This window comes from Curtobacterium sp. MMLR14_002, assembly GCF_001864975.1.
Taxonomy (GTDB): domain Bacteria; phylum Actinomycetota; class Actinomycetes; order Actinomycetales; family Microbacteriaceae; genus Curtobacterium; species Curtobacterium flaccumfaciens.
The window spans coordinates 1-23081 of sequence record NZ_MJGT01000065.1; the positions used below are offsets into that span (position 1 = coordinate 1).

Below are 23081 nucleotides of genomic sequence, written 5' to 3' on the forward strand. Positions count from 1 at the left end.
CGGGAGGCCCGGTACCAGCTGGTACCGGGCCTCCCGTCCGTCGTGGGTCGCGTCGACCGCCGTCAGCGGCGCACGCGCCGTGCCATCAGGCCCACGCCGTGCAGCAGCCGGTACTCGGGGGAGCGCGTGAGGCCCTCGAAGCGGGCCGCGATCTGGTCGCGCTCCGCCTCGGCCAGGCGGCGGGCGGTGTCGTACGCGCCGACCTTCTGCTCCGACTCGACCAGGCGGGCGTTGATGTCGTGCACGCCGGCCAGGTGGACGTCGCGGTCGTGCTCGGTCTGCCGGAGCGTCTCGCGCTGGGCGGTGGCCCACCGCAGGAACGCGCCACGCTCGCCGCTCCGGCCCGAGGCAGCCGAGACGGCGGCATCGAGCGACGGACCGACTTGCTCGGCCCGGCTGCGGAACGAGTGCCGCTCGACCACGACGGCGCGGAGCCGGGCGACCAGGGCGGTGCGCTCGTCGCGGGGCATCGCGAGCACGCGCTCGAGCGAGGCGGCGTCGTCGAACACCGGCACGTCGGACAGGCCGAGCTCGTCGAGCCCGAGCGCGCAGTCGGTGACGGGCAGCGCCCCGGACGCGAGCGACTCGTACAGGCGGGAGTTCAGGGTGCCGTACTCGGCGGCCGGCTCGATGACGTCGTCGACGACGAAACCGGCGGCGCGGTAGACCTCGGGCAGGGCGAAGTAGGACACGGCCGGGCGGAGCTCGACGCCCGCGGAGGCCTCGACGTGGTCGACGTTCGCGGCGAACCAGACGATCGGTTCGGCCGGGGCGACCTCGGCCAGGACGTCCTGCACCCGGCGGCGGACGCCCCAGAAGTTGACGGTGGTCACGGCGCGGTCCGTGCGCTCGCGCGGTGCGGGGGCGTCGGTCGTGAACAGCTCGGTGTCGACGCCGATCGGCACCACCTCGACGGGGCCGGAGTACGCGGCCGCGATCGCGTCGCGGGCGATCCCGGACGACGTCCAGACCGCGTCGAACTCGTCGAGGTACGGCAGGACTGCCCACTTGGCGGTCCAGTTCCGCACCCACGCAACCAGGGCGGTGCCGGCTGGGACGTACCCGGGCACGAAGGACTCGATCATGCTGACCACGACGGCGGTGTCGGCGGGGAGCTCCTCGCCCCAGCGCTCGAGCGGCCACATCGCGACGCCCCAGCCCTCGGCCCGGAGCGCCCGTGCCAGCCCGAGCGCGACGAACAGGTCGCCCTTGCCCTCGGCCGGGTCGGCGGTCGACACCGCGAAGCGGATCGTGCCGCGCGGGCCCTCGGCGTGCTCGTCGGCCGCGAGGGCCGCGTAGTCCTCGCGGAGGGGAGAGGACATGGGGGTGCTCGGGATCACTGCGGTCACGCACGCCATTCTGCACGAATCCGCAGCGGCGGCAGGGAGTCCCTGGGCGCGCCTTGTAGGGTGTCATCGGCCCGCGGCACCCCGTCGGCCGACCCATCGACCCGCGCCCGGTGCGCGGCAGCTGCTGGAGGAACTCGCGTGACAGAGCGCAAGCCGGGAGTCGTGTCCGTCATCCTCGTGAACTACAAGGGCACGGACGACACCCTGACGAGCATCGCGGAACTCCGCAAGCAGGACTGGCCGCAGGACAAGCTCGAGGTGATCGTCGTCGAGAACGGTTCGGGCCCCGAGCACCTCGGGCGTCTGAAGGCCTCGAGCCTCGACTTCACCCTGATCGACGCGGGTGCAAACCTCGGGTTCACCGGGGGGTGCAACCTCGGCGTCGAGAAGTCCTCCGGCGAGGTCGTGGCGTTCCTCAACAACGACGCCCGCCCGGACACCGGTTGGGTGCGCGAGGCGATGGCCACCTTCGCCTCCGGTGCCGACATCGGCGCCGTCGCCTCGAAGGTCCTCGACTGGGAAGGCGTCAACGTCGACTTCACCGAGGCCGCGATGACCTGGTACGGCATGGGCTACAAGCCCTTCGCCGGGTCGCCGGACACCGGCCGGTGGGAGAGCGAGACCGATGTCCTGTTCGGCACCGGCGCCGCGATGTTCATCCGCGCCGAGCTCTTCGAGCAGCTCGACGGCTTCGACGACCGCTACTTCATGTTCTACGAGGACGTCGACCTCGGCTGGCGGCTCAACCTGCTCGGCTGGCGCTTCCGGTACCAGCCGAAGTCGGTCGCGTTCCACAAGCACCACGCGTCGATGAACAAGTTCGGCGACTTCCGCGAGACCTACCTGCTCGAGCGGAACGCGCTGTTCACGCTCTACAAGAACCTCGGTGACGAGCAGCTCGCCGCGGCGCTGCCCGGTTCCCTGGCGCTCGCCGTCCGCCGTGCCGTGGGCCGCGGGGAGCTCGACTCCACCGAGCTCGACCTGCGCAACCCCGGCGACGACAGCGTCCCGACGATCCCGGTGCCGAAGACGAGCATGGCGGGCATCTACGGCGTCGACCAGTTCGTCGAGCAGCTGCCGTCGATGACCGAGTCGCGCCGCCAGATCCAGGCGACCCGCGTCCGGTCGGACCGTGAGCTCCTCCGCCTGTTCGGCAACCGCGACGAGCCCGCGTACCCGATCGAGAACTACCTGGCCGGCTACGACAAGATCGTGCACTCCCTCGGCGTGCTCGAGGTCGGCACCCGTCGCCGCGTCCTCATCATCACGGGTGACTCGATCGGCGCGAAGATGGCCGGTCCGGCGATCCGTGCCACCCAGATGGCCAAGCAGCTGGCGTCCGAGCACGACGTCCGCGTGGTCAGCCTGACCCGTTCGTCGCCGATCGACCCGTCGTACGAGGTCGTCACGGTCCCGCACCGCCACCCGCGCCAGATGGTCGAGCACGAGGGCTGGGCCGACGTCATCATCGTGCAGGGCCACGCGCTCCGGCTGTTCCCGGTGCTCGAGTCGACCAGCAAGATCCTGGTCGTCGACGTCTACGACCCGCTGCACCTCGAGCAGCTCGAACAGGGCCGCAGCGACGACGTCGACAAGTGGAACCGCCAGATCCTCGACGCCTCGGACACGCTCAACCACCAGCTCGAGCTCGGCGACTACTTCATCTGTGCCTCGGAGCGCCAGCGGATGTTCTGGCTCGGGCAGCTCGCCGGCTCCGGCCGTGTGAACGCCCGCACGTACTCGCGCGACGCCGACCTGCGCTCGCTCATCGGCGTCGTGCCGTTCGGCCTGTCCTCGACGCCGCCGGTCCACGACCAGCAGCGTGTCAAGGGCGTCGTGCCGGGCATCGGCAAGAACGACAAGCTCGTCGTCTGGGGCGGTGGGATCTACGACTGGTTCGACCCGATCACCCTGGTCCGCTCGATCGCCCAGCTCGCCGAGCGCCGTCCGTCGGTGAAGCTCTTCTTCATGGGCGTGCAGCACCCGAACCCCGACGTCCCCGAGATGGACATCGTCGCGAAGGTCCGCGCCGAGGCCGACGCCCTCGGTCTCACCGGCAAGCACGTGTTCTTCAACGACCAGTGGATCCCGTACGAGGAGCGCGGCGCCTACCTGCTCGAGGCCGACGCCGGCGTCTCGACGCACTACGAGCACCTCGAGACCACCTTCTCGTTCCGGACCCGCATCCTCGACTACCTGTGGGCACGTCTGCCGATCGTCACGACGGCCGGCGACTCGTTCGGTGACCTCGTCGCAGAAGAGAAGCTCGGCATCGCGGTGCACGAGCAGGACATCGACGGTCTGGCCACCGCGCTCGAGACGGCGCTCTTCGACAAGAAGGCCCGCACCGAGTTCATCGGCAACGTCGACCGCGTGCGCGAGCAGTTCACGTGGGAGAACGTCCTCGCCCCCCTCGTCGAGTTCTGCCGGAACCCGATCCGCGCCGCGGACAAGTCGGTGCGCGACACCGCGTCGTCGATCGAGCCGCACAAGATGCGCGTCCGCGTCCCGGAGCGCAAGAAGCTCTCCGGCGTCCGCTACGACCTCGGCCGTGCCGTGCACTACCTGCGCACCGAGGGTCCGCGCAGCGTCGCCGGCAAGGTGAAGCGGCGCCTGAACCGGTGACCCCGGGGGAGACCACCGCCCTCGTCATCGTCCCGACGTACGACGAGGCCGAGAACATCCGTGCGATCACCGCCGCCGTGCTGGCGGCGGTGCCCGGTGCCCACCTGCTCGTCGTCGACGACGGCAGCCCGGACGGCACCGGGGACATCGTGCGGTCCCTGGCGGCCGCGGACGATCGCGTGCACCTGCTGCAGCGCTCCGGCAAGCTCGGGCTCGGCACGGCGTACGTCGCCGGGTTCCGGTGGGGCCTGGAGCGCGGGTACCCGCTGCTGGTCGAGATGGACGCCGACGGCTCGCACCCGGCCGACCGGTTGCCGGCCCTGGTCGACGCCGTGACCGCGTCCGATAACGTCCTGCTCGCCATCGGGTCCCGCTGGGTCCCCGGTGGGTCGGTCGTCGACTGGCCGCTCCGGCGCCAGGCGCTCAGCCGCGGGGCCAACACCTACGCCCGCCTGGTGCTCGGGCTCGACGTGCGGGACATCACCGCCGGCTACCGCGTGTACCGCTCGTCGGCGATCGCGCGGATGGACCTCGGGTCGGTGGACTCGAAGGGGTACTGCTTCCAGGTGGACATGACGCTGCGCGTGGACGCCCTCGGCGGACGCATCGTCGAGGTGCCCATCCGCTTCCGTGACCGCGTGCACGGCGTCTCCAAGATGAGCCGGTCCATCGTCCTCGAGGCGATGCTCCGCGTCACCCAGTGGGGCGTGCAGCGCCGCCTCGGTCGCCGCACGCGCCCGTAGCGCGCTCGCGCGCTCGCTTCGTGAGCAGGAACGGTCGGGTCGCCTCCGCGGAGGCGACCTTTCCTGCTCACGAAGCGCGGGCCCGGAACGCTGGGCGTGACGGCCTGGAGGCGCGGTGCGGGGCCGCAACGGGCCTCCCGGCCGTCGGTGGGTCGCGCCGCACCGCGGCTTCGTGAGCAGCAACGGTCGGGTCGCCTCCGCAGAGGCGACCATTCCTGCTCACGAAGCGCCACGGCGCGCCGCGCCGCGGCTACACGCGCGGCAGGTGCCGGCGCCACGAGCGGCGCCGCGCGGCGATCACGAGGACCGTCACGAAGAACATCAGGCCCGCGCCGTGCAGCAGGTAGCTCTCCGCCGTGCTGGTGACCGCGAGCAGCACGAGCACGGCGGCCGGCCACACGTACGCCACCCCGGGGAACGTCGTCGCCGTGACCCAGGCGCGCGCGAACGCGAGCAACGCGGTGATGCCGAGGATGAGCGTGCCCGCGAAGCCGATCTGCAGCCAGGCGTCCACGAAGGCGTTCAGGCCCGAGGTGAACCGGACGCCGGCGGGGTCGATGAGCGTGACGTAGGGCACGACGGGCTCGGTCGGCCACGTGCCCACCCAGCCCCAGCCCTGGATCGGGTAGCGCTCCACCAGGACCCGGATCTGCGACCACAGGTCCGTCCGGGTGGCCGTGCCACCGGCCGCCCCGATCTCGGCGAGCAGACGGTGCCGGGCGAGCACCCCGACGGCGAGCGTCAGCAGGACGACCGCACCGAGGACGCCGTTGACCACCGGTCTGGTCGCCGGTCGTGCGTGCCGGAGTGACCAGAGCGCCAGCGCGGTGACGGCGAGCGCGATCATCGCGAGCCCGGTGATGGGGGACTGCACGAGCATCAGGGCGATGACGGCGAGCGAGGTCGAGGCGATCGCGCGCCAGACCGTGACCGACCGGGTGAGGAACTCGACCACGAAGGTGACCAGGGCCATCGCGGCGATGAAGCCCATGAAGTTGCGCGTGCCACCGATGCCCTGGATCGGGCCGCCGTACGCGATGTCGCCGCGGATGCCGAACGCCGGGAACGGGACGTCGAGGACCAGGCCGGACATGACCTCGAGTCCGAGGGCCGTCACGAGCAGGATCCGGAAGGCGTCGCCCGAGGCCCGGATCACTTGCACCAGGTCGCGGCCGAGGGCCAGGTACAGCCCGAGGCCGATGAAGCACACGGTCTGCACCAGTCCGCGGAGCGCCACCCAGGAGTACTCGCTCCAGAGCACGCTCAACGCGCAGTAGCCGACGAAGGCCAGCAGCGAGAGGGGGAGGACCCCGTGCCACTCGATCCGGTAGCGCTGGCCGAGCAGGCTCAGCCCCGCGAGCACGAACAGCGTCACGAGCACCGCCCAGGTCCCCGCCCGGCCGACGAGAGCCTGGACGGTGGGCTGGCCGAACCCGAACAGCACGATGACCGTCGCGAGCGCCTGGCTGAACCGTCCACCGGCCGAGAAGCCGATCCAGGCGGAGAGGTACCGGCGCCCGAGCACCTGTCTGCTCACCCGGCCGTCCGTCACGCGTCCATCTTGGCGCACGACCTTGTGACGAGCACACCGCATCGCGGTGTGGCTGTATCGACGATGCGCGATGACCGAACTATCCTCACCGGATGGACCTCGCGCGCAGGGTCGCCGGCGTCCCCCTCGTCGCGGTCGTCGTCGGCCTGCTCACGACCGCCCTGGCCTGGTACCGGCTCGGCCCGGTGCCGCGGAACACCGTCTGGGCCGAGGACGGTGGCGTGTTCCTGCGCGAACGGATCGCGATGGGTCCCGTCGACACCCTGCTCCACCCCTACGCCGGGTACGTGCACCTGCTGCCGCGCCTCATCGTCGACCTCGGGTACGCGCTGCCGCCCGAGCGGTACGCGCAGGTGGCGGCGCTCGCTGCGTGCTCGGTCGTCGGCGGGGTCTGCGCCCTGGTGTTCGTGCTGTCCCGCGACGTCGTGCGACCGTGGCCGTTGCGGCTGGTGCTCGCCGCCGTCCCCGTCGTCCTGCCGCTCGCCCCGTACGAGATCAGCGGCAACGCGGCGAACCTGCACTGGTTCCTGCTCGTCCTGGTGCCGTGGGTCTTCGCGTGGCGCGCTCGGTCGTGGTGGGCGGCCGGGGCACTCGCCGTCGTCGCGGGGGCGGCCGTGCTCACCGAACCGCTCACCGCACTGTTCGCGCCCCTGCTGCTCCTCGCCTGGACGCCCCGTGGCCGTGCGCCCGGGCCGGCCGGCCGGTGGACCGCGCTGCCGGTCACGCTCGTCGTGGTCGTCGCCCTGGCGGTGCAGGGCATCACGACCCTGACGAGTCCGCGTGCCCTCGCCACGGGGTCGCCGTCGGCGCGCGACGTGCTCGCGGGGTACCTGCTGCGTCCCGTGGCGGGTGCCTGGGACCCGGACCTCGGTGCGGTGCTGACGGCGGTGGTCGAGCACGGCTGGGCGGTGGTCGTGGTGCCCGCGGCCCTGCTGCTCGTCGTCCTGGTGGCGGCCGTCGTGATCGGGCCGGCGCGCACCCGGTGGATGGTCGCAGCCCTCGCCGTCGGCTCCGTCGCGGTGTGGTGGGCGGCCCTGCTCGCCAACGGCGGTGACGGCCTCCGCTGGTCGGCGCCGGTCGCCGCGATGGCCGCCGTGCCGCCGGAGCGCTACGCCGCGGCCGCCGGCCTGCTGCTGGTGAGCGCCGCGGTGGTCGCCGCCGCCACGCTCGTGGACGCCCGCAGCTGGTCGCGTGCTGCGGGACGGACGGGAGGCCATGGTCGCCTCGTCGGCGCGCTGGCCGGTTGGTGCGTGGTCACCGCCGTCGTCGCGTCGGCGGTCCTGCACGTCGCGCCGACGGACACGCGGCGGAGCGACGGGCCGGTGTGGGCGGGGCAGCTGCCGGCGGCGGTGGCGGCGTGCGACGCGGACCCGACGCTCGAGGTCGCTCGGGTGAAGTCGAACCCGTGGTCGTCCCCCGTGTCGTGCTCGTGGCTGTCGCGCTGAGGGAGCGTGCGGGTCAGCGCGTGCCGGCCCAGCGGAACTCGCGCTTGGCGGGCGGCGTGCGCGGACCGTCGCCGGTGGACACCGGTTCCTCGCCGGTCAGCACGATGCGCGTCTTGATGGCGAGCAGGGCGAAGAGCACCCAGTTCCCCTGGTAGAGCAGGCGGGACTCGGCGACGGACTGCACGAGCAGGGCGACGACGACCAGGAGCGGCAGGAGCGACACCGGGTCGAACGACCGCGGACGCAGCGCGGCGTCGTACCCGATGCGGGTCGCGCAGGCCCACGAGCGGGACAGCGTCGTGACCACGTAGATCGCGAAGAGCACCAGGCCGATGATGCCGGTCTGCATCCAGACGTCCAGGTAGGCGTCGTGGGCCTGCAGGTACGTGACGCCCTTGCGCTGCGCCAGGTCGGCGAGGGTCGGGATGCCCGGCCACCAGTACCCGATCCAGCCCCAGCCGCCCACGGGGTGCTGGTCGATCAGGCCGAGCACCTTGGCCCAGATCTCCCCGCGCCCGGTGGCGTCCGAACCCTTGCCGAGCAGCTCGGACACCGGGCCGCGCAGCACGAACGCGGCGACGGCGACGACGACGGCACCCACGGCCAGCAGCAGGTAGCGCGGGGTGCGGCGCTCGGTCGGGACACGGCGCATCCAGACGGCGGCGAGTGCGACCACGGCGACCACGAGTGCGGCGGCGATGACCGTCGACGAGCGGGTGAGGACGAAACCGAGTGCCGCGACGACGAGCCAGCCGATCGCCTGGTTCCGGCGGATCCGGCCCTCGGCGAACTGCACGGCGACCACGATCGCGACCAGCAGGGCCACCATCGCGAGCAGATTGGCGTTGCCGGGCAGCCCCTGGATCCGGCCCCCGGTGAAGAGCTCGGCGCGCGAGAAGTAGAAGGCGTCGGGGACGTCGCGGTCGCCGTAGTCCGTCCAGATCGGGGCGATCGGGTGCCGGACGAACACCGCGACGGCGGCCTCGAACAGGAGCGAGAGCATCAGGACCCAGCGGAGCGCGAGGCTCAGGGCATCGGTGATCCGGCGCCACGTCAGGGTCGAGGCGATCGTGAACGCCACGGCCGCGCAGATCACCTGCACGGTCAGGCTCGAGATCGTCGCGAAGCGCCAGTGCGACCACACCAGGGTCACCAGGCACCAGCCGAGGAACGCCCAGAGCGCCCAGGGGGTGCGGACGAGCGGTGGCTTCGCCCGGACCAGGATCGTGATGCCCCACGCCGCGACGAGGGCCCAGAGGACGCCGGCCCCGACCCAGGTCAGGGTGTTCGGCACGGCGTCGCCCGCGAACAGCACGAACAGGGTCGTCGCCCCGAAGGCGAACGCCTCGCGCTCCGGTACGGTCCCGCGCGCCAGCGGCCAGGTGTTCGTCACGACGCCAGGCTACCGGCCGGCCGCCGTCCGCAGGACTCCACCGGCAGCGCCGGTAGGCTCTGGCCCATGTTCCTCGGCATCACGAACACCCCCCGCGACTACGCCTGGGGCTCGGTCACCGCGATCCCGGAGCTCCTCGGCCGCACCGTCACGGGTGCCCCGCAGGCGGAGCTCTGGCTCGGCGCCCACGCCGGCAGCCCCAGTGTCGTCGTCAACCCTGCCATGGTCGGCGGGGCCGACACGCTCCGCGACTGGATCGCCGACGAGCCGGAGACCGCACTCGGTCCGGACCGCACCGGCCTGCCCTTCCTGCTCAAGGTGCTCGCGGCTGCGGCACCGCTCTCGCTGCAGGCGCACCCGACCCCGGAGCAGGCAGAAGAGGGCTTCGCCCGCGAGGAGCGCGAGGGGATCCCGCTCGACGACCCGGCCCGCAACTACAAGGACCCGTTCCCGAAGCCCGAGCTCGTCGTCGCGCTGAGCGAGCGGTTCGAGGCGCTGAGCGGCTTCCGCCCGGTCGAGGAGACCCTGGCCGAGGTCCGCGTGCTCGACGCCGGTACCGGCCGCCTCGGTCCGCTCGAAGTGCACCTGCTGCACGGGCTCGCGGACACCGTCCGCTGGCTCGAGACCGCCGACGAGTCCGCGCTCGCCGTGGTGCAGGCCGCGAGCGACCTGGCCGTCTCGCTCGACGACGACCTGCTCACCCCGAACACCGCGACCGTCCGCGACCTGGCGACCAGCTGGCCCGGCGACCCCGGCATCGTCGTCTCCCTGCTCATGCACCGGGTGACGCTCACCGCGGGGCAGGCCATGTACCTGCCCGCCGGCAACATCCACGCGTACCTCGACGGGCTCGGCATCGAGCTGATGGCGCCGTCGGACAACGTGCTGCGCGGCGGGCTCACGCCGAAGCACGTCGACGTGCCGGAGCTCCTGCGGGTGCTCGACTTCACCGCGTACCCGGCACCGGTCCTCGAGCCCGAGCGCCTCGCCCCGGGCGTCGACCGGTTCGCGCCGGACGGCGTCGGCTTCGCGCTGCTGCGGGTGGACGGCGACGGTCGCCCGGTGGGACTGAGCACCGGCGGGGTCGCCCCGCTCGTGGGGCCGTCGATCGCGATCTGCACCGAGGGCGTCGTCACGCTCGTCGGCGCGCAGTCGGCGACCCTGCTCCGCAAGGGCGAGTCGTGCTTCATCACCCCGGACGAGGGCGACGTGACGGTCGAGGCGGACTCCTCCGACGGCATCACGTCGACCGTGTTCATCGCCACCGGCGCCTAGGGGCGCGGACCGGCTCCGGGACCGGCGCGGGGCCGCGCGCCGTGGCGTGGACCCGCACACCGCCACCGGGGCGTCGCCGAGGTCCGCTAGCGTGGCGACCATGAGTTGGCTGGTCACCGGCGGTGCCGGGTACATCGGGTCCCACGTCGTCCGAGCACTGCGCTCGGCCGGCATCGACACGGTCGCGTTCGACGATCTGTCGAGCGGCTTCCGCGCGTTCGTCCCGGACGACGTGCCGTTCGTCGAGGGCACGATCCTCGACGGCGAGCTCGTCGCACGCACGCTGCGCGAGCACGAGGTCACCGGCGTGGTCCACGTCGCGGGGTTCAAGTACGCCGGCGTCTCGGTCGAGCGCCCGCTGCACACCTACGAGCAGAACGTCACCGGCATGGCGACCCTGCTGCGCGCGATGGCGGAGACCGGCGTCACCAAGGCGGTCTTCTCGTCCAGCGCGGCGGTCTACGGCACGCCGGACGTCGAGACCGTGGTCGAGTCCACCCCGAAGAACCCGGAGTCGCCGTACGGCGAGTCGAAACTCATCGGCGAGTGGCTGCTGCGCGACATGGAGGTCGCCGCGGGCTTCACCACCACGTCGCTCCGGTACTTCAACGTCGTCGGTTCGGGGGAGCCCGACCTGTACGACGCCAGCCCGCACAACCTGTTCCCGCTGGTCTTCGACGCGCTGCTCGCCGGCCGGACCCCGCGGATCAACGGCGACGACTACGCCACCCCGGACGGCACCTGCGTCCGCGACTACGTGCACGTGGCCGACCTGGCGCACTCGCACGCGGTGGCCGCGCGGAAGCTCGAGGCGGGGGAGCCGCTCGAGCGTGCCTACAACCTCGGCAGCGGCGACGGCGTGAGCGTCCGGCAGATCATGGACGCGATGGCGTCGGGCACCGGGATCGCCTTCGACCCCGAGATCGCACCGCGGCGCCCCGGCGACCCGGCCCGCATCGTCGCGACCGGCGAAGCCGCCGCCCGTGACCTCGAGTGGGCCATGCGGCACTCCCTGGACGAGATGGTGTCGAGCGCCTGGGAGGCTCGTCGCAGCGCCTCCTGAGCGCCTGAGGACGAGTCAGTTGTCCCCCGGAAGGCCCACCCGAGCGGTGCGACACGCCCAAACGGGGGACATGACACGCTGGAGCGGTCAGTGCCTTCTATGATCCGCGACTTGACTCAGGCGAATGACACCGCTGTAATTACAGGCAACGGCCGCAAGAGTTGGGGTTCGTTGTCGAGGCGGCAGGGGTGATCAGGGTGAACGGTTCCGAGTTCCACGCCGGAGTTCCGGAGGACTGGCACGTCGATCCCGTGGCGCTCGGCGTCCCGAGTGTCCGACGTCCGGAGACCGACGACGAGGAGAACCCGCTCGCCTGGCAGGTCGACTCGCTCTGCGCGCAGACCGACCCCGAGGCGTTCTTCCCCGAGAAGGGCGGCTCCACGCGCGAGGCGAAGAAGATCTGCACCTCGTGCGAGGTCCGGGCACAGTGCCTCGAGTACGCGCTCGAGAACGACGAACGCTTCGGCATCTGGGGTGGCCTCTCCGAGCGTGAACGCCGCAAGTTGCGGAAAAGGGCGTAGGAGCGTTCACGGCGCGCCAGCGCTGTGCGACTGCGCCCCTGAGGAGCCTGCGACGAAGGCGCCGGAAGGCGACCACCTCCGCCCGTCCCGCACCGCGCAGTGAGCGCATCCAAAGGTTCACGGCGCGCCGCCGTCCGCAGCCGACACCGCGCCTCCAGACCGTAGAGTGACGCCCGTCATGCAGCCCAGAGTCACCGCGATCCTCGTCGCCGCCAACGGGGCGGCCCACCTCGACCGGACCCTGGACGCGCTCGCCGCCCAGACCCGCCACCCCGAGAACCTGGTGGTCGTCGACGTCGGCACGACCGACGGATCGACCGCCGAACTGTCCTTCGGCGGGTCCGCGCAGCTCGTCCGGCTGCCCGCCGGCACCGCGTTCGGTGACGCCGTCCGCCAGGGCGAGCGCAGCGCGCCGCCCGCGGCGACCGACGAGCCGGTCGACGAGTGGCTGTGGGTCCTCGGCCACGACAACGCGCCGGCGCCGACCGCACTCGCCGACCTGCTGTCCGCCGTCGAGATCGCGCCCTCGGTCGTCGTCGCCGGTCCGAAGCTCGTCGCCGACGACGACCCCTCGCTCATCCGCGCCTTCGGCGAGAGCATGATGCGCTTCGGCCGGTCGATCGTGCTGGTGCAGGACGAGCTCGACCAGGGCCAGCACGACCGCAACACCGACGTGCTCGGTGTCGCCGCGGGCGGCATGCTCGTGCGCCGCTCCGTCTGGAACGAGCTCGGCGGCTTCGACCCGGCATTGCCGGACGTCGACGCGGCCCTCGACTTCTCGGTGCGGGTCCGCCTCGCCGGACACCGTGTCGCCCTCGTGCCGGAGGCCAAGGTCACCAGCGCCGGACCGATCGAGGAGTTCGGCCGCAAACGCGTGTCCGAGGCGCGGCGCGTCCGGATGCACCGGCAGGCGCAGCTGCACCGCCGGATGACCTACGCGCCCGCCGCGCTGGTCTGGCTGCACTGGCTCACGCTCGTGCCGTTCGCGATCGGCCGCGCGCTCGGTCACCTGGTCGCGAAGCACCCCGCCGCCGTGGTCCCCGAGCTCTCCGCCGCGTTCGCCGTCGCGTTCGGCGGCGGCACGGGGCGGGCGCGCAAGAACCTCGCCCGCACGAAGAAGCTCGGCTGGGCCGCCGTCGAACCGCTCCGTGTCAGCTGGCGTCGGGTGCACGAGCACCGCACCACCTCGCGGGACGTCGAACTCGCCCGTGCGGAGGACGCCCCGATCGCCCGGGCGTCGTTCCTGAGCGACGGCGGCATCTGGGTGGTCCTGGCCGCCGCGGTCCTCAGCGTCGTGACGCTCTACCCGCTGCTCGGGTCGCCGGCCCTGACCGGCGGGGGACTCCTGCCGCTCTCCGCGACGCCGGGACAGCTCTGGCAGAACGTCGGGTACGGCTTCCACTCGCTCGGCACGGGCTTCACCGGCCCGTCCGACCCCTTCGCCGCGGTGCTCGCCGTGCTCGGCTCGATCGTGTTCTGGTCGCCGTCCACCGCAGTCGTGCTCGTCATGCTCGTCGCGTTCCCGCTGTCCGCACTGGGGGCCTGGTTCGCGGTCCGCAAGGTCACGACCCGCACCTGGGTGCCGGTCATCGGTGCGTCGCTCTACGCGATCGCCCCGTCGCTCGTCGGAGCCGTGACGACCGGACACCTCGGCGCCGTGATCGCGCACCTGGTGCTGCCGTGGCTGTTCGTCGCCGTGCTCGAGGCGCACCGCTCGTGGGCCTGGGCCTCGGGAGCGTCGCTCCTGTTCGCCGTCGTCGCCGCCTCGGCGCCGTCGCTGCTGCCGGTCCTGCTGGTCGGCTGGCTCGTGGCGCTCCTGGTCGGCTGGCGCCGGGCCCACCGTCGCCTGTTCATCCCGGTGCCGACCGCGGTGCTCTTCCTGCCGCTGATCCTGGCGCAGGCGGCACGCGGCAACCTGCTCGCGGTGTTCGCCGACCCGGGTGCGCCGTCCGCGACCCGGGCGCCGTCCGCGCTCCAGCTCGCCATCGGACAGCCCCTGCCCGACTGGAGCGGCTGGCTCCCCGCGACGTCCGGACTCGCGCTGGTCGCCACGGTCCTGCCGATCGTGATGGCCGTCCTCGCGCTCCCCGTGGCCGCCGCCGCGATCGGGGCGATGCTCGGCCACCGCTGGGCGGTCGCGGGCTCGGCGCTCGTCATCGCGCTCCTCGGCTTCGCCACGGCCTTCGCCGCCACCCACGTCACGGTCACCGGTGTCGGGTCGACCACCACCATCGTCTGGCCCGGCAGCGGTCTGTCCGTGTACTGGCTCGCTCTCGTGGTCGCGGCCTGCATCGGCATCGACGTGCTGCCGAAGGCCGCTCCGGTCACCGGGCTGGTCGCGACCGTGCTCGCCGGTGTGGCCGTGGCTCCGGCCTTCGCGGCGTTCTACCTCGGCACCGCCACGATCGAGCCGACCACCGGCCGGGTGCTCAGCGCGTACGTGAACGCCGAGGCCCAGGCGAACCCGGACGTCGGCACGCTCGTGGTCGTCCCGCAGGACGACGGTTCGCTCGCCGTCACGCTCGAGCGCGGGCAGGGTTCCACCCTCGACGACCAGTCGACGCTCGACGCCACCGCACTCCGGCTGAGCGAGTCCGGCGCACGGCTGACGACGCTCGCCGGCAACCTGGCGAGCCGCAGCGGGTACGACCCCCGGCCGGCGCTCCGCGAGCTCGGCGTGAGCTTCGTGCTGATCGACGACGCCGGTGACGACCCCGAGGCGCAGACGGTGCACGACCGGGCCGCCGGTGCGATCGGTCAGAACGCGCTCTTCACGAGCATCGGCGAGACCACGAACGGCCAGCTGTTCCACTACGAGGGCGAGGTCGACCGCACCCGCTCCGGCTCCGCGGCGACCCAGGCCACCCACGTGCTGTACCTCGTCGTGCTCGGCGTGGTCTTCGGCGCCGCAGCACTCCTCGCGGTCCCGACGGCCCCGCGCCGCCGCCGTGCCACCTCGAACGTCATCGAGGCCGAGGAACCCGCCACCACCTTCGACGAGGAGCGCGACGAATGAGCACCAACCCGTCCTCGGTCCGGCGCTGGATCGTCCGCGGCACCGCCACGGCCGTCGCCGTCGTCGTCGCCGCGGGTGCCGTCACCGCGGCGCACGCCATCGGCACCGAGTCCGAACCGGGTCGACCGGCCGGGCGCACCGTCACGCCGGTCCCCGCCGCCGCCGAGCGTGTCTGCGCCGGCAGTGCGCTGCGCCTGTCCGACGACGCCGGCAACGACGCGACGCAGGCGAGCACCGTCGGCACCGCGACCGTCGCGACCGCGACGACCGGTTCGACGGTCGAGCGGTCCTCGCTCGACTCCTCGACCACCGGCGGCAGCGACCCCCGACTCCTGACGGCCCCCGCCGGCGAGACGACGCCGCAGGTCGCGGGCAGCAGCTTCCAGAGTGTCTCGAGCGGCGACCTGGTGGGCGCCGGCGCCGCCTCGTGCGACGACCCGACCCAGTCCACGTGGCTCGTCGGCGGCTCGACGGAGACCGGTCGGACGAGCCTCGTGACGCTCTCGAACCCGACCGACGTGAACGCCACGGTCGACCTGACGATCTTCGACGGCTCGGGGACGGTCAGCGCACCCGGGACCACCGGCATCGTCGTCGCGCCGAACACGCAGAAGGTCGTCCCGCTGTCGGGCTTCGTGTCCGACGCCGCCTCGACGGTCGTGCACGTCACGTCGTCCGGCGGCCAGATCGTCGCGCACATGCAGGAGTCCGTCGTCCGCACCCTCACCCCGGGCGGCTACGACATCGTCTCCGGTGGGGCCGCGCCGTCCCGCTCGCAGGTCATCCCCGCCGTCGCCCTCGCCGACGCGCAGGCCGCCCAGCGCGGCGACGACACGGCCGACGCGGCGCCGATCGTCCGGCTGTTCGTCCCCGGCACGAAGTCGGCGCGCGTCACCCTCGGCATCAGCACGGCCGACGGCGGCGGTACGACCGTCAACGCCACCGCCGAGCCCGGGGTCGTCACCGACGTCGCGCTCGACGACTTCCCGGACGGCCGGTACTCGTTCACCGTCACCTCGACCGAGCCGGTCGTCACCGGTGCACGCACCACGACGCCGACCGACGGTGCCAGCAGCGGCACCGACCTCGGGTGGTTTGCCTCGGCCGAGCCGCTGGGGGACCGGACGATCACCGCCATCGCCCCGGGCGAGGGCGTGCGGCTGAACTTCGTGAACCCCACCCGCCAGGACCGCTCCGTCACGGTGCGGTCGGGCGACGAGCGACGCACGCTGAAGATCCTGTCCGGCGCGACCGTGACGCTCCCGGTGCAGACCGCGAAGCAGCTCACGCTGACCGGGACGGAGGGCATCGTCGCGGGTGTGACCTACCGCGGGGCCGACGGTATCGCCGGCTTCCCGGTGCGCCCGGCGACCGACGTCTCCACCCCGGTCCGCGTCTACCCCTGACGCCGGGCGAGGTCCGCCCGGCTCACCAGTGCCGGTAGCGGTCCGGCGCCAGGTCCCAGGGGTCCTTGCCGATCAGCTCGCCGACCGCGCGGAACACCGCGGTCTCGATGATGATGCGGCGGTCGGAGTCGTCCTTCTCGGGGCTCCGGTTCACCCGCTCGACGGGGATCCGGAAGACGGTCACGCGGCGGGTGTCGCGGTCGATCCGCCAGCGCGGCATCTCGTCCGGCAGGGTCGTGTCGCTCGGCATGTCCGCCACCTGGAACACGACGCCGGAGAGCTCCTCGGGCCAGAGACCGAGCAGGTAGTGCGCGCTGTCGCCGACGATCCGGTCGAACGCCTCGGCGCGGGTGATGATCGGCGCGAGCTCGGGCCCGGTGACGCTCGAACGCCCACCGCGGCCGTGCCGGGAGCGCCCCCGACCGCGGTCGACCGGGGTGACGAGGCGAGGCTTCCGACGCATCCCCACATCGTACGCGGGGACGGGTGCGCGCCGGACGCTCCGCTAGGCTCCCTGTCGAGATGGACGTGCGGATCTGCAGCAAGGTGGCGTGTGCCAACAGCGCTTCGTCGACCCTGACGTACGACTACGGCGACTCCATGGTGGTCGTCGGACCGCTGTCGACCCGGGTCGAGCCGCACGGCTACGACCTCTGCGCCCGGCACGCTGCCGCCCTGCGCGTCCCGCGCGGCTGGCAGGTGGTGCGGCGCGAGCCGCTGCCGCGCGACGTCGACTGACGGCTCGCGTCCGCGACGTGGGTGCGGGGGTCGGTCTGGAGGCCCGGGGAACGTGACCGGGATCGGCTGGTGATCCGCGCCTCCCGGCATGGAAGACTGGTGGGCATGCCCACCGAAACCCGCACCGCTGCTGCGTTCCGCGTCGCCGACCTGTCCCTCGCCGAGGCCGGCCGGCACCAGATCCGCCTCGCCGAGAACGAGATGCCGGGCCTGATGTCCCTGCGTGACGAGTTCGCCGCGTCGCAGCCGCTCGCCGGCGCGCGCATCGCCGGGTCCCTGCACATGACGGTGCAGACCGCGGTGCTCATCGAGACGCTCGTCGCCCTCGGCGCGCAGGTGCGCTGGGCCAGCTGCAACATCTTCTCCACCCAGGACGAGGCGGCGGCCGCCGTCGCCGTCGGACCCACCGGCAGCCCGGACGCCCCCGCCGGCGTCCCGGTGTTCGCGTGGAAGGGCGAGACGCTCGAGGAGTACTGGTGGTGCACCAGCCGCATCTTCGACTGGAGCGACGAGGCCGCCGCGGCGGGTGCCGACTGGACCGGACCGAACCTGATCCTCGACGACGGCGGCGACGCCACGATGCTCGTGCACACCGGTGCCGACGCCGAGGCGGCCGGTGCCGCCCCGGTCGCCGAGCCGGACGCGAGCACCGAGTGGAAGATCGTGCTCGACACCGTCGCGCGGTCGCTCGAGACGTCGTCGGACCGCTGGACCCGCATCGCGGCCGACATCCAGGGCGTCACCGAGGAGACCACCACGGGCGTCCACCGTCTGTACGAGCTGTTCCGGAACGGCGAGCTGAAGTTCCCGGCGATCAACGTCAACGACTCGGTGACGAAGTCGAAGTTCGACAACAAGTACGGCATCCGGCACTCGCTGCCCGACGGCCTGAACCGGGCCACCGACGTGCTCATCGGCGGCAAGGTCGCCTTCGTCGTCGGCTACGGCGACGTCGGCAAGGGTGCGGCCGAGGCGCTCCGCGGGCAGGGCGCCCGCGTCATCGTCAGCGAGGTCGACCCGATCTGCGCGCTGCAGGCGGCGATGGACGGCTACCAGGTCGCGCGCCTGGCGGACGTCGTCGACACCGTCGACATGGTCATCACGTGCACCGGCAACCTGGGCGTCGTCGGGGTCGACGAGATGCTCGGGCTGAAGCACCTGGCGATCGTGGCGAACGTGGGGCACTTCGACAACGAGATCGACATGGCGGGGCTCGAGGCGCTGCCCGGCGTCTCGAAGGTCGAGATCAAGCCGCAGGTGCACGAGTGGCGGCTGCCGACGGGGCGGTCGATCCTGGTGCTGTCCGAGGGCCGGCTCATGAACCTCGGCAACGCGACCGGGCACCCGTCGTTCGTGATGAGCAACTCGTTCACGAACCAGGTGCTCGCGCAGATCGAGCTGCACACCCGGCGCGAGGAGTACCCGACCGGCGTGTACGTGCTGCCGAAGCACCTGGACGAGAAGGTCGCGCGCCTGCACCTCGACGCCCTCGGGGTGCAGCTGACGTCGCTGCGTCCGGAGCAGGCGGCGTACATCGGTGTGCCGGTCGAGGGTCCCTTCAAGCCGGACCACTACCGCTACTGAGCGCGGCGGGGCGGCCTGGGGCCGGCGGAACCTGGTTCCGGACACAGCACCGTGGATCTCCGCGGTGCTGTGTCCGTTTCGCAGTGTTGCGCGGGGGCAGTCAGCGCCGCGCCGCGCGTCAGCGCGGGAAGCCCGGCGGGGGCGCCGCCGCGGTCGCCCCCGCGGCGGTCAGCAGTTCGGCGCGGGCACCCAGCGCCCGGACGTCCCGCTGACGCCGCAGCACGACGACCCCGGCCAGGAAGACCTCGGGCGGGACGGGCGGCACCGGGTGCGCGAACGCGGACACCTCGGCCGCCAGGGTCTGCGCCGCCGCCTCGCGCAGTTCGGGTCGCATCAGTGCAGCCCCGCGGAAGAACGCACCGAGGCGGTTCTCCAACCGCTGCGGCAGCGCCGAGACGTCCGCGACACCGGCCCACGCCGTGAGCTCCGGGGGCAGCAGCACCTCGGGGTCCCGCTGCTTCGGCAGCCGCTCGTGCTGCACGATCGTGCCCGCCAGCAGGTCTCCGAGGCGCCGAGGCCGACTGCCGAACAGCGCGACGAGCAGGGCGACCGAGCCGAACGTCATCCAGAGCTCGAACAGGCCGACGAGCGACCGGGTGAAGGCGTGCCGGAACCCGATCGCGCCGCCGTCGAGCCGGACGACCCGGGTGCCGGTGGCGAACCGTCCGACGCTCCGCCCCTTCGTCACGGTCTCGACCGCCGCGGGCACCAGCACGAGCACGACGACGAGCAGCACGATGTTGAGCGCAGCACCCCAGGCCGGCTCGAGTCCCCTCGGCCAGAGCCGCCAGACGCCGAACAGCGCGAGCACGAACAGGACGAGGACGCACAGGCCGTCCAGCAGCGCGGCCGCGAGTCGCAGCACGAGTCCGGCGGGCTGGACGTCGAGCGCGACGCCCTCGCCCACCACCAGCTCGTCGGCGGTCTCGTCGAGGTCGCGCGAGAACCGGGCGTCGGCGAGGTCACGCGGCGTGCGGGGCTTCGGCATGGGATCATTCTGTCGGAGATCGCGCGACCTGAGGGGGAACACGTGGACCTGGATGCCTACACCGAGGTGCACCGTGACCGGTGGCAGGAGCTCGACCGTCTGGCGCGTGCCCGGCACCGGTCCGGCGCGGACGTCGACCGGCTCGTCGCCGGCTACCAGGAGGCCGCGACCGACCTCGCCCGCATCCGGGGCGCCGCACCGCGCACCGTGACCGGCGACCGGCTCTCGCTCACGCTGTTCCGCACCCGCCTGCGCTTCACCGGCACCCCCGTCGACCCGTTGACCGCCGTCGCCCTGTTCTTCACGCGGCAGCTGCCCGCGGCGCTCTACCGGATCCGCTGGGTGACGATCTGGGTCGCGCTCGCGACGGTGGCGATCGGGGCGATCGTCGCCGTCTGGATCACCACCACCCCGGGTGCGACGGCGACGTTCGGCAGCGACGAGGCCCTGCGCCGGTACGCCACGCAGGACTTCGTCGACTACTACTCCGACCGTGGCCTCGGGGCCTTCACCGCGCAGGTCTGGACGAACAACGCCTACATCGCCGCGACGATGGTGGCGTTCGGCATCACCGGGGTCTTCGTGCCGTTCTCGATCATGCAGAACGCCGTCAGCCTCGGGGTCTCCGCCGCGATCATGCACTCCCAGGGCCGCCTTGCCGACTTCTTCCTCTACATCTCCCCGCACGGGCAGCTCGAGCTCTACTCGGTGTTCCTCGCCGGCGGTGCGGGGCTGATGATCTTCTGGTCGTGGGTGGCGCCGGGGCCTGGACGCACGCGCGCCCAGGCCCTCGCCGAGGACGGCCGCGCACTCATCACCATCGCGATCGGCCTGACCCTGACCCTGCTGCTGTCCGGCATCGTCGAGGGCGTGGTGACGCGGCAGGACTGGCCGTGGCCGATCAAGATCGGCATCGGCACCCTCGCCCTGGTCGCGGTGCTCGCTTACCAGTGGGTGCTCGGCGGCCGCGCGTACCGAGCGGGGGAGCGCGGCGACCTCGAGGAGTTCGAGCGCGGCTCCACCGCCCTGGTGGCCGGCTGACGTCCGTCCCGGTTCAGAGCCGGCCGGTGGCCTTCGCCCGGATGTAGGCGTCGGCGACGAGCGGCGGGACGTCCGCCGGTGCGCCGCGCACGACCTCGGCGCCGGAGCGCCGTGCGACGTCGGCCGCACCGTCCGCGTCGAGCAGGGTGCGTTCGGCGGCCGCGCGTCGGTAGACGTCGCGCTCCGCGCCGGTCGGGAGGCCCGGCACCTTTCCGCCCCGCGCCGTGCGGATCGCCGTGGTCGGGTCCACCCCGCCGCGCGCCATCCGCTGGACGGCCGGGTCCTCGATGCTCGTCACGACGACCGCGTGCCGTCGGGACAGCCGGGGGAGCACGGCGAGCAGGTCGCCCGAGGCGCCGACGGAGTCGAGGCTCGAGGCGAGGACGACCATGGCGCGCGAGGTCGTGATCGAGTCGACGAGTGCGGGCACGGATGCCCAGTCGGTCGCGGCGAGCCCGGGTTCGGCCATCGCGAGTGCCTCGCCGAAGCGCTGCACGACGTCGGTGCGGGTGGCGCCGTGCACGCGGTCGTGTGCGGTGTCGTCGAGGACCACCAGGTCGACGCGGTCACCGGCGGCTGCCGCGAGGGCACCGAGGAGCAGCGCCGACTCGATGAACGTGTCGAGTCGGGGTTCGTCGGCGACGCGGCCGGCACCCGCCCGGCCCGCGTCGACCACGACGACCACGCGTCGGTCGCGTTCCGGACGCCAGGTGCGGACGACGAGGTCCTGCCGCCGCGCGGTGGCGCGCCAGTCGATCGACCGCACGTCGTCGCCGCGCACGTAGTCGCGCAGCGAGTCGAACTCGGTGCCGTGCCCGCGGAGCTGCAGCGTGGTCTCGCCGTCGAGCTCGCGGAGCCGTGCCAACCGTGACGGCAGGTGCCGCCGGGAGCGGAACGGCGGCGTCACGACGAGTTCGCCCGGTGCCGCGACGACCCGCTGCCGTGCGGCGAGGCCCAGGGGACCGAAGGACCGCACGGCGACCCCGGTGGTGCGGCGTCGACCACGACGGAACGGTGTGAAGCGCATCCGGGCCGTCCGTCGCTCCCCGGCGGGGACCGTCATCCGGATCCGACGGGGACGGTGGCCGGCCGACGGCTCCCACATGTCACGGACCACACCGCGGACCGTCCGGGAGCCGTCGTTGGCGAGCACGAGGGTGCCGTCCGCGGTGCTGTCGCGTCGAGCGAGCCGGGGCATCCGCCGCTCCACGCGGACCCGTCGCAGGTCGGCGGCGAGCACGACGTCGAGCGCCGCGGCGAGCAGCACCACCCCGACCCACGCCAGACCGGCCCACCCGCTGCCGAGCAGCACGGTGGGCACGAGGGCGACGGCGAGGAGCGCGACGAACCGGCCGGAGACCGCCACTAGATCGGCACCCGCACCTGCTCGAGCACCTGCTGGAGCACGCCGTCGGCACCGACGCCCTCGAGCTCGGCGTCGGCGGCGACCCGCAGGCGGTGCCGCCAGACCGGCAGGGCCATGGCCTGCACGTGGTCCGGCGTGATCGCGTCGTAGCCGGTGAGCCAGGCCCAGGCCTTGGCGGCCGCGAGCAGTGCCGTCGCTCCGCGGGGGCTCACCCCGACGCGGACGGACGGCGCCTGCCGGGTGGCCCGGGCGAGGTCGACGATGTACGCGAGCACGTCGTCGCGGGCCCCGACGCCGCGGACGGCACGCTGCGCACGGACGACCTCGTCGACGCCGACCACCGGGGTGATGCCGGCCGACCGGACGTCGCGCGGGACGAACCCGTCGGCGTGGCGCCGGAGCACCTGCCACTCGACGTCGCGCGGCGGGATGTCGAGCGTCAGCTTCATCAGGAACCGGTCGAGCTGCGCCTCGGGCAGCGTGTAGGTGCCCTCGAACTCGATCGGGTTCATCGTCGCGGCGACGAAGAAGGGGTCCGGCAGGGCCCGGGCGTCGCCGTCGACGCTCACCTGGCGTTCCTCCATCGCCTCGAGCAGGGCCGACTGGGTCTTCGGCGGCGTGCGGTTGACCTCGTCGGCGAGCAGGACGTTCGTGAAGACGGGGCCCTCGCGGAACGGGAACGTCCCGGTCGAGGCGTCGTAGACGAGCGACCCGGTGACGTCGCCGGGCATCAGGTCCGGCGTGAACTGGATGCGCTTCGTGTCGAGCGTCATCGCGGCGGCGAGGCTGCGGACGAGCAGGGTCTTCGCGACACCGGGGACGCCCTCGAGCAGCACGTGCCCCTGTGCGAGGAGTCCGACGATCATGCCGGAGACCGCGCCCTCCTGGCCGACGACGGCCTTGGCGACCTCGGTGCGGACCCGGCCGAACGCGTCGCGCAGGTCGGAGCCGGCCGCGGTCGCCGGGTCGTGCTCCG

Annotated in this window: 18 protein-coding genes; 11 read left to right on the top strand and 7 right to left on the bottom strand. The window is 72.9% G+C overall.

From position 1 onward, the window contains the following. Nucleotides 1–62: 62 nt before the first annotated feature. Nucleotides 63–1349 carry a glycosyltransferase gene (locus BIU91_RS12790; RefSeq protein WP_171907833.1) on the bottom strand — a complete coding sequence of 429 codons (1287 nt, stop codon included), beginning with the start codon at nt 1347–1349 and terminating at the stop codon, nt 63–65. Nucleotides 1350–1487: 138 nt separating this feature from the next. Here BIU91_RS12790 and BIU91_RS12795 point away from each other — a divergent pair, with 138 nt between their 5' ends. Beyond that, nucleotides 1488–3974 carry a glycosyltransferase gene (locus BIU91_RS12795; RefSeq protein ID WP_071405761.1) on the top strand — a complete coding sequence of 829 codons (2487 nt, stop codon included), beginning with the start codon at nt 1488–1490 and terminating at the stop codon, nt 3972–3974. Further along, nucleotides 3971–4717 carry a polyprenol monophosphomannose synthase gene (locus BIU91_RS12800; RefSeq protein ID WP_071405762.1) on the top strand — a complete coding sequence of 249 codons (747 nt, stop codon included), beginning with the start codon at nt 3971–3973 and terminating at the stop codon, nt 4715–4717. Before BIU91_RS12795 ends, BIU91_RS12800 begins: the two co-directional genes overlap by 4 nt. A gap of 250 nt (nt 4718–4967) precedes the next feature. Here the strand turns inward: BIU91_RS12800 and BIU91_RS12805 are convergent, their stop codons facing one another. After that, nucleotides 4968–6254 (bottom strand): O-antigen ligase family protein, encoded by a 1287-nt coding sequence (locus tag BIU91_RS12805; RefSeq protein ID WP_171907834.1) that lies wholly within the window; start codon nt 6252–6254, stop codon nt 4968–4970. Nucleotides 6255–6361: 107 nt separating this feature from the next. Here BIU91_RS12805 and BIU91_RS12810 point away from each other — a divergent pair, with 107 nt between their 5' ends. Then, complete coding sequence (locus tag BIU91_RS12810) at nt 6362–7714, top strand: hypothetical protein (protein ID WP_071405763.1); 1353 nt, start codon at nt 6362–6364, stop codon at nt 7712–7714. A 13-nt stretch (nt 7715–7727) separates the two neighbouring features. On the opposite strand, the gene BIU91_RS12815 is transcribed toward BIU91_RS12810, so the two are convergent. Continuing rightward, nucleotides 7728–9107 carry an O-antigen ligase family protein gene (locus BIU91_RS12815; RefSeq protein WP_071405764.1) on the bottom strand — a complete coding sequence of 460 codons (1380 nt, stop codon included), beginning with the start codon at nt 9105–9107 and terminating at the stop codon, nt 7728–7730. 66 nt (nt 9108–9173) lie between these two features. Between BIU91_RS12815 and manA the strand changes: the two genes are divergently transcribed. The 5 genes from manA (at nt 9174) to BIU91_RS12840 (ending at nt 16388) form a co-directional block, all read left to right on the top strand. Beyond that, complete coding sequence (gene manA / locus BIU91_RS12820) at nt 9174–10382, top strand: mannose-6-phosphate isomerase, class I (protein WP_071405765.1); 1209 nt, start codon at nt 9174–9176, stop codon at nt 10380–10382. A gap of 100 nt (nt 10383–10482) precedes the next feature. Beyond that, complete coding sequence (gene galE / locus BIU91_RS12825) at nt 10483–11445, top strand: UDP-glucose 4-epimerase GalE (protein WP_071405789.1); 963 nt, start codon at nt 10483–10485, stop codon at nt 11443–11445. A gap of 197 nt (nt 11446–11642) precedes the next feature. Then, a complete protein-coding gene (locus BIU91_RS12830) occupies nt 11643–11966 on the top strand; it encodes a WhiB family transcriptional regulator (protein ID WP_139196573.1) in 324 nt (107 codons plus the stop codon). Between the two features lie 178 nt (nt 11967–12144). After that, complete coding sequence (locus BIU91_RS12835; RefSeq protein WP_071405766.1) at nt 12145–14982, top strand: glycosyltransferase; 2838 nt, start codon at nt 12145–12147, stop codon at nt 14980–14982. After that, nucleotides 14979–16388, top strand: a complete 1410-nt coding sequence (locus tag BIU91_RS12840; RefSeq protein ID WP_071405767.1) for a DUF5719 family protein — start codon at nt 14979–14981, stop codon at nt 16386–16388. The genes BIU91_RS12835 and BIU91_RS12840 overlap by 4 nt, the downstream gene beginning before the upstream one ends. Nucleotides 16389–16410: 22 nt before the next feature. Here BIU91_RS12840 and BIU91_RS12845 read toward each other — a convergent pair whose 3' ends face one another. Then, on the bottom strand, nt 16411–16851 hold the full coding sequence (locus BIU91_RS12845; protein ID WP_071405768.1) for a metallopeptidase family protein: 441 nt from the start codon (nt 16849–16851) through the stop codon (nt 16411–16413). 59 nt (nt 16852–16910) lie between these two features. On the opposite strand from BIU91_RS12845, the gene BIU91_RS12850 reads away from it, so the two are divergent. Both BIU91_RS12850 and ahcY read left to right on the top strand, forming a co-directional pair. Further along, nucleotides 16911–17126: a DUF3499 family protein gene (locus BIU91_RS12850; protein ID WP_071405769.1), complete on the top strand. Its 216-nt coding sequence runs from the start codon at nt 16911–16913 to the stop codon at nt 17124–17126. 105 nt (nt 17127–17231) lie between these two features. Beyond that, a complete protein-coding gene (ahcY, locus tag BIU91_RS12855) occupies nt 17232–18710 on the top strand; it encodes an adenosylhomocysteinase (protein WP_071405791.1) in 1479 nt (492 codons plus the stop codon). Between the two features lie 118 nt (nt 18711–18828). Here ahcY and BIU91_RS12860 read toward each other — a convergent pair whose 3' ends face one another. Next, a complete protein-coding gene (locus BIU91_RS12860; RefSeq protein ID WP_071405770.1) occupies nt 18829–19698 on the bottom strand; it encodes an RDD family protein in 870 nt (289 codons plus the stop codon). Between the two features lie 42 nt (nt 19699–19740). Between BIU91_RS12860 and BIU91_RS12865 the strand changes: the two genes are divergently transcribed. Then, entirely contained in the window at nt 19741–20739 is a 999-nt protein-coding gene (locus tag BIU91_RS12865) for a stage II sporulation protein M (protein ID WP_071405771.1), read from the top strand. Nucleotides 20740–20752: 13 nt separating this feature from the next. Here the strand turns inward: BIU91_RS12865 and BIU91_RS12870 are convergent, their stop codons facing one another. Together BIU91_RS12870 and BIU91_RS12875 are read right to left on the bottom strand one after the other, a co-directional pair. After that, entirely contained in the window at nt 20753–22105 is a 1353-nt protein-coding gene (locus BIU91_RS12870) for a DUF58 domain-containing protein (protein ID WP_071405772.1), read from the bottom strand. After that, nucleotides 22105–23046, bottom strand: coding sequence for a MoxR family ATPase (locus BIU91_RS12875; RefSeq protein WP_042538896.1), 942 nt, complete (start codon nt 23044–23046; stop codon nt 22105–22107). The genes BIU91_RS12870 and BIU91_RS12875 overlap by 1 nt, the downstream gene beginning before the upstream one ends. Nucleotides 23047–23081: the final 35 nt, after the last annotated feature.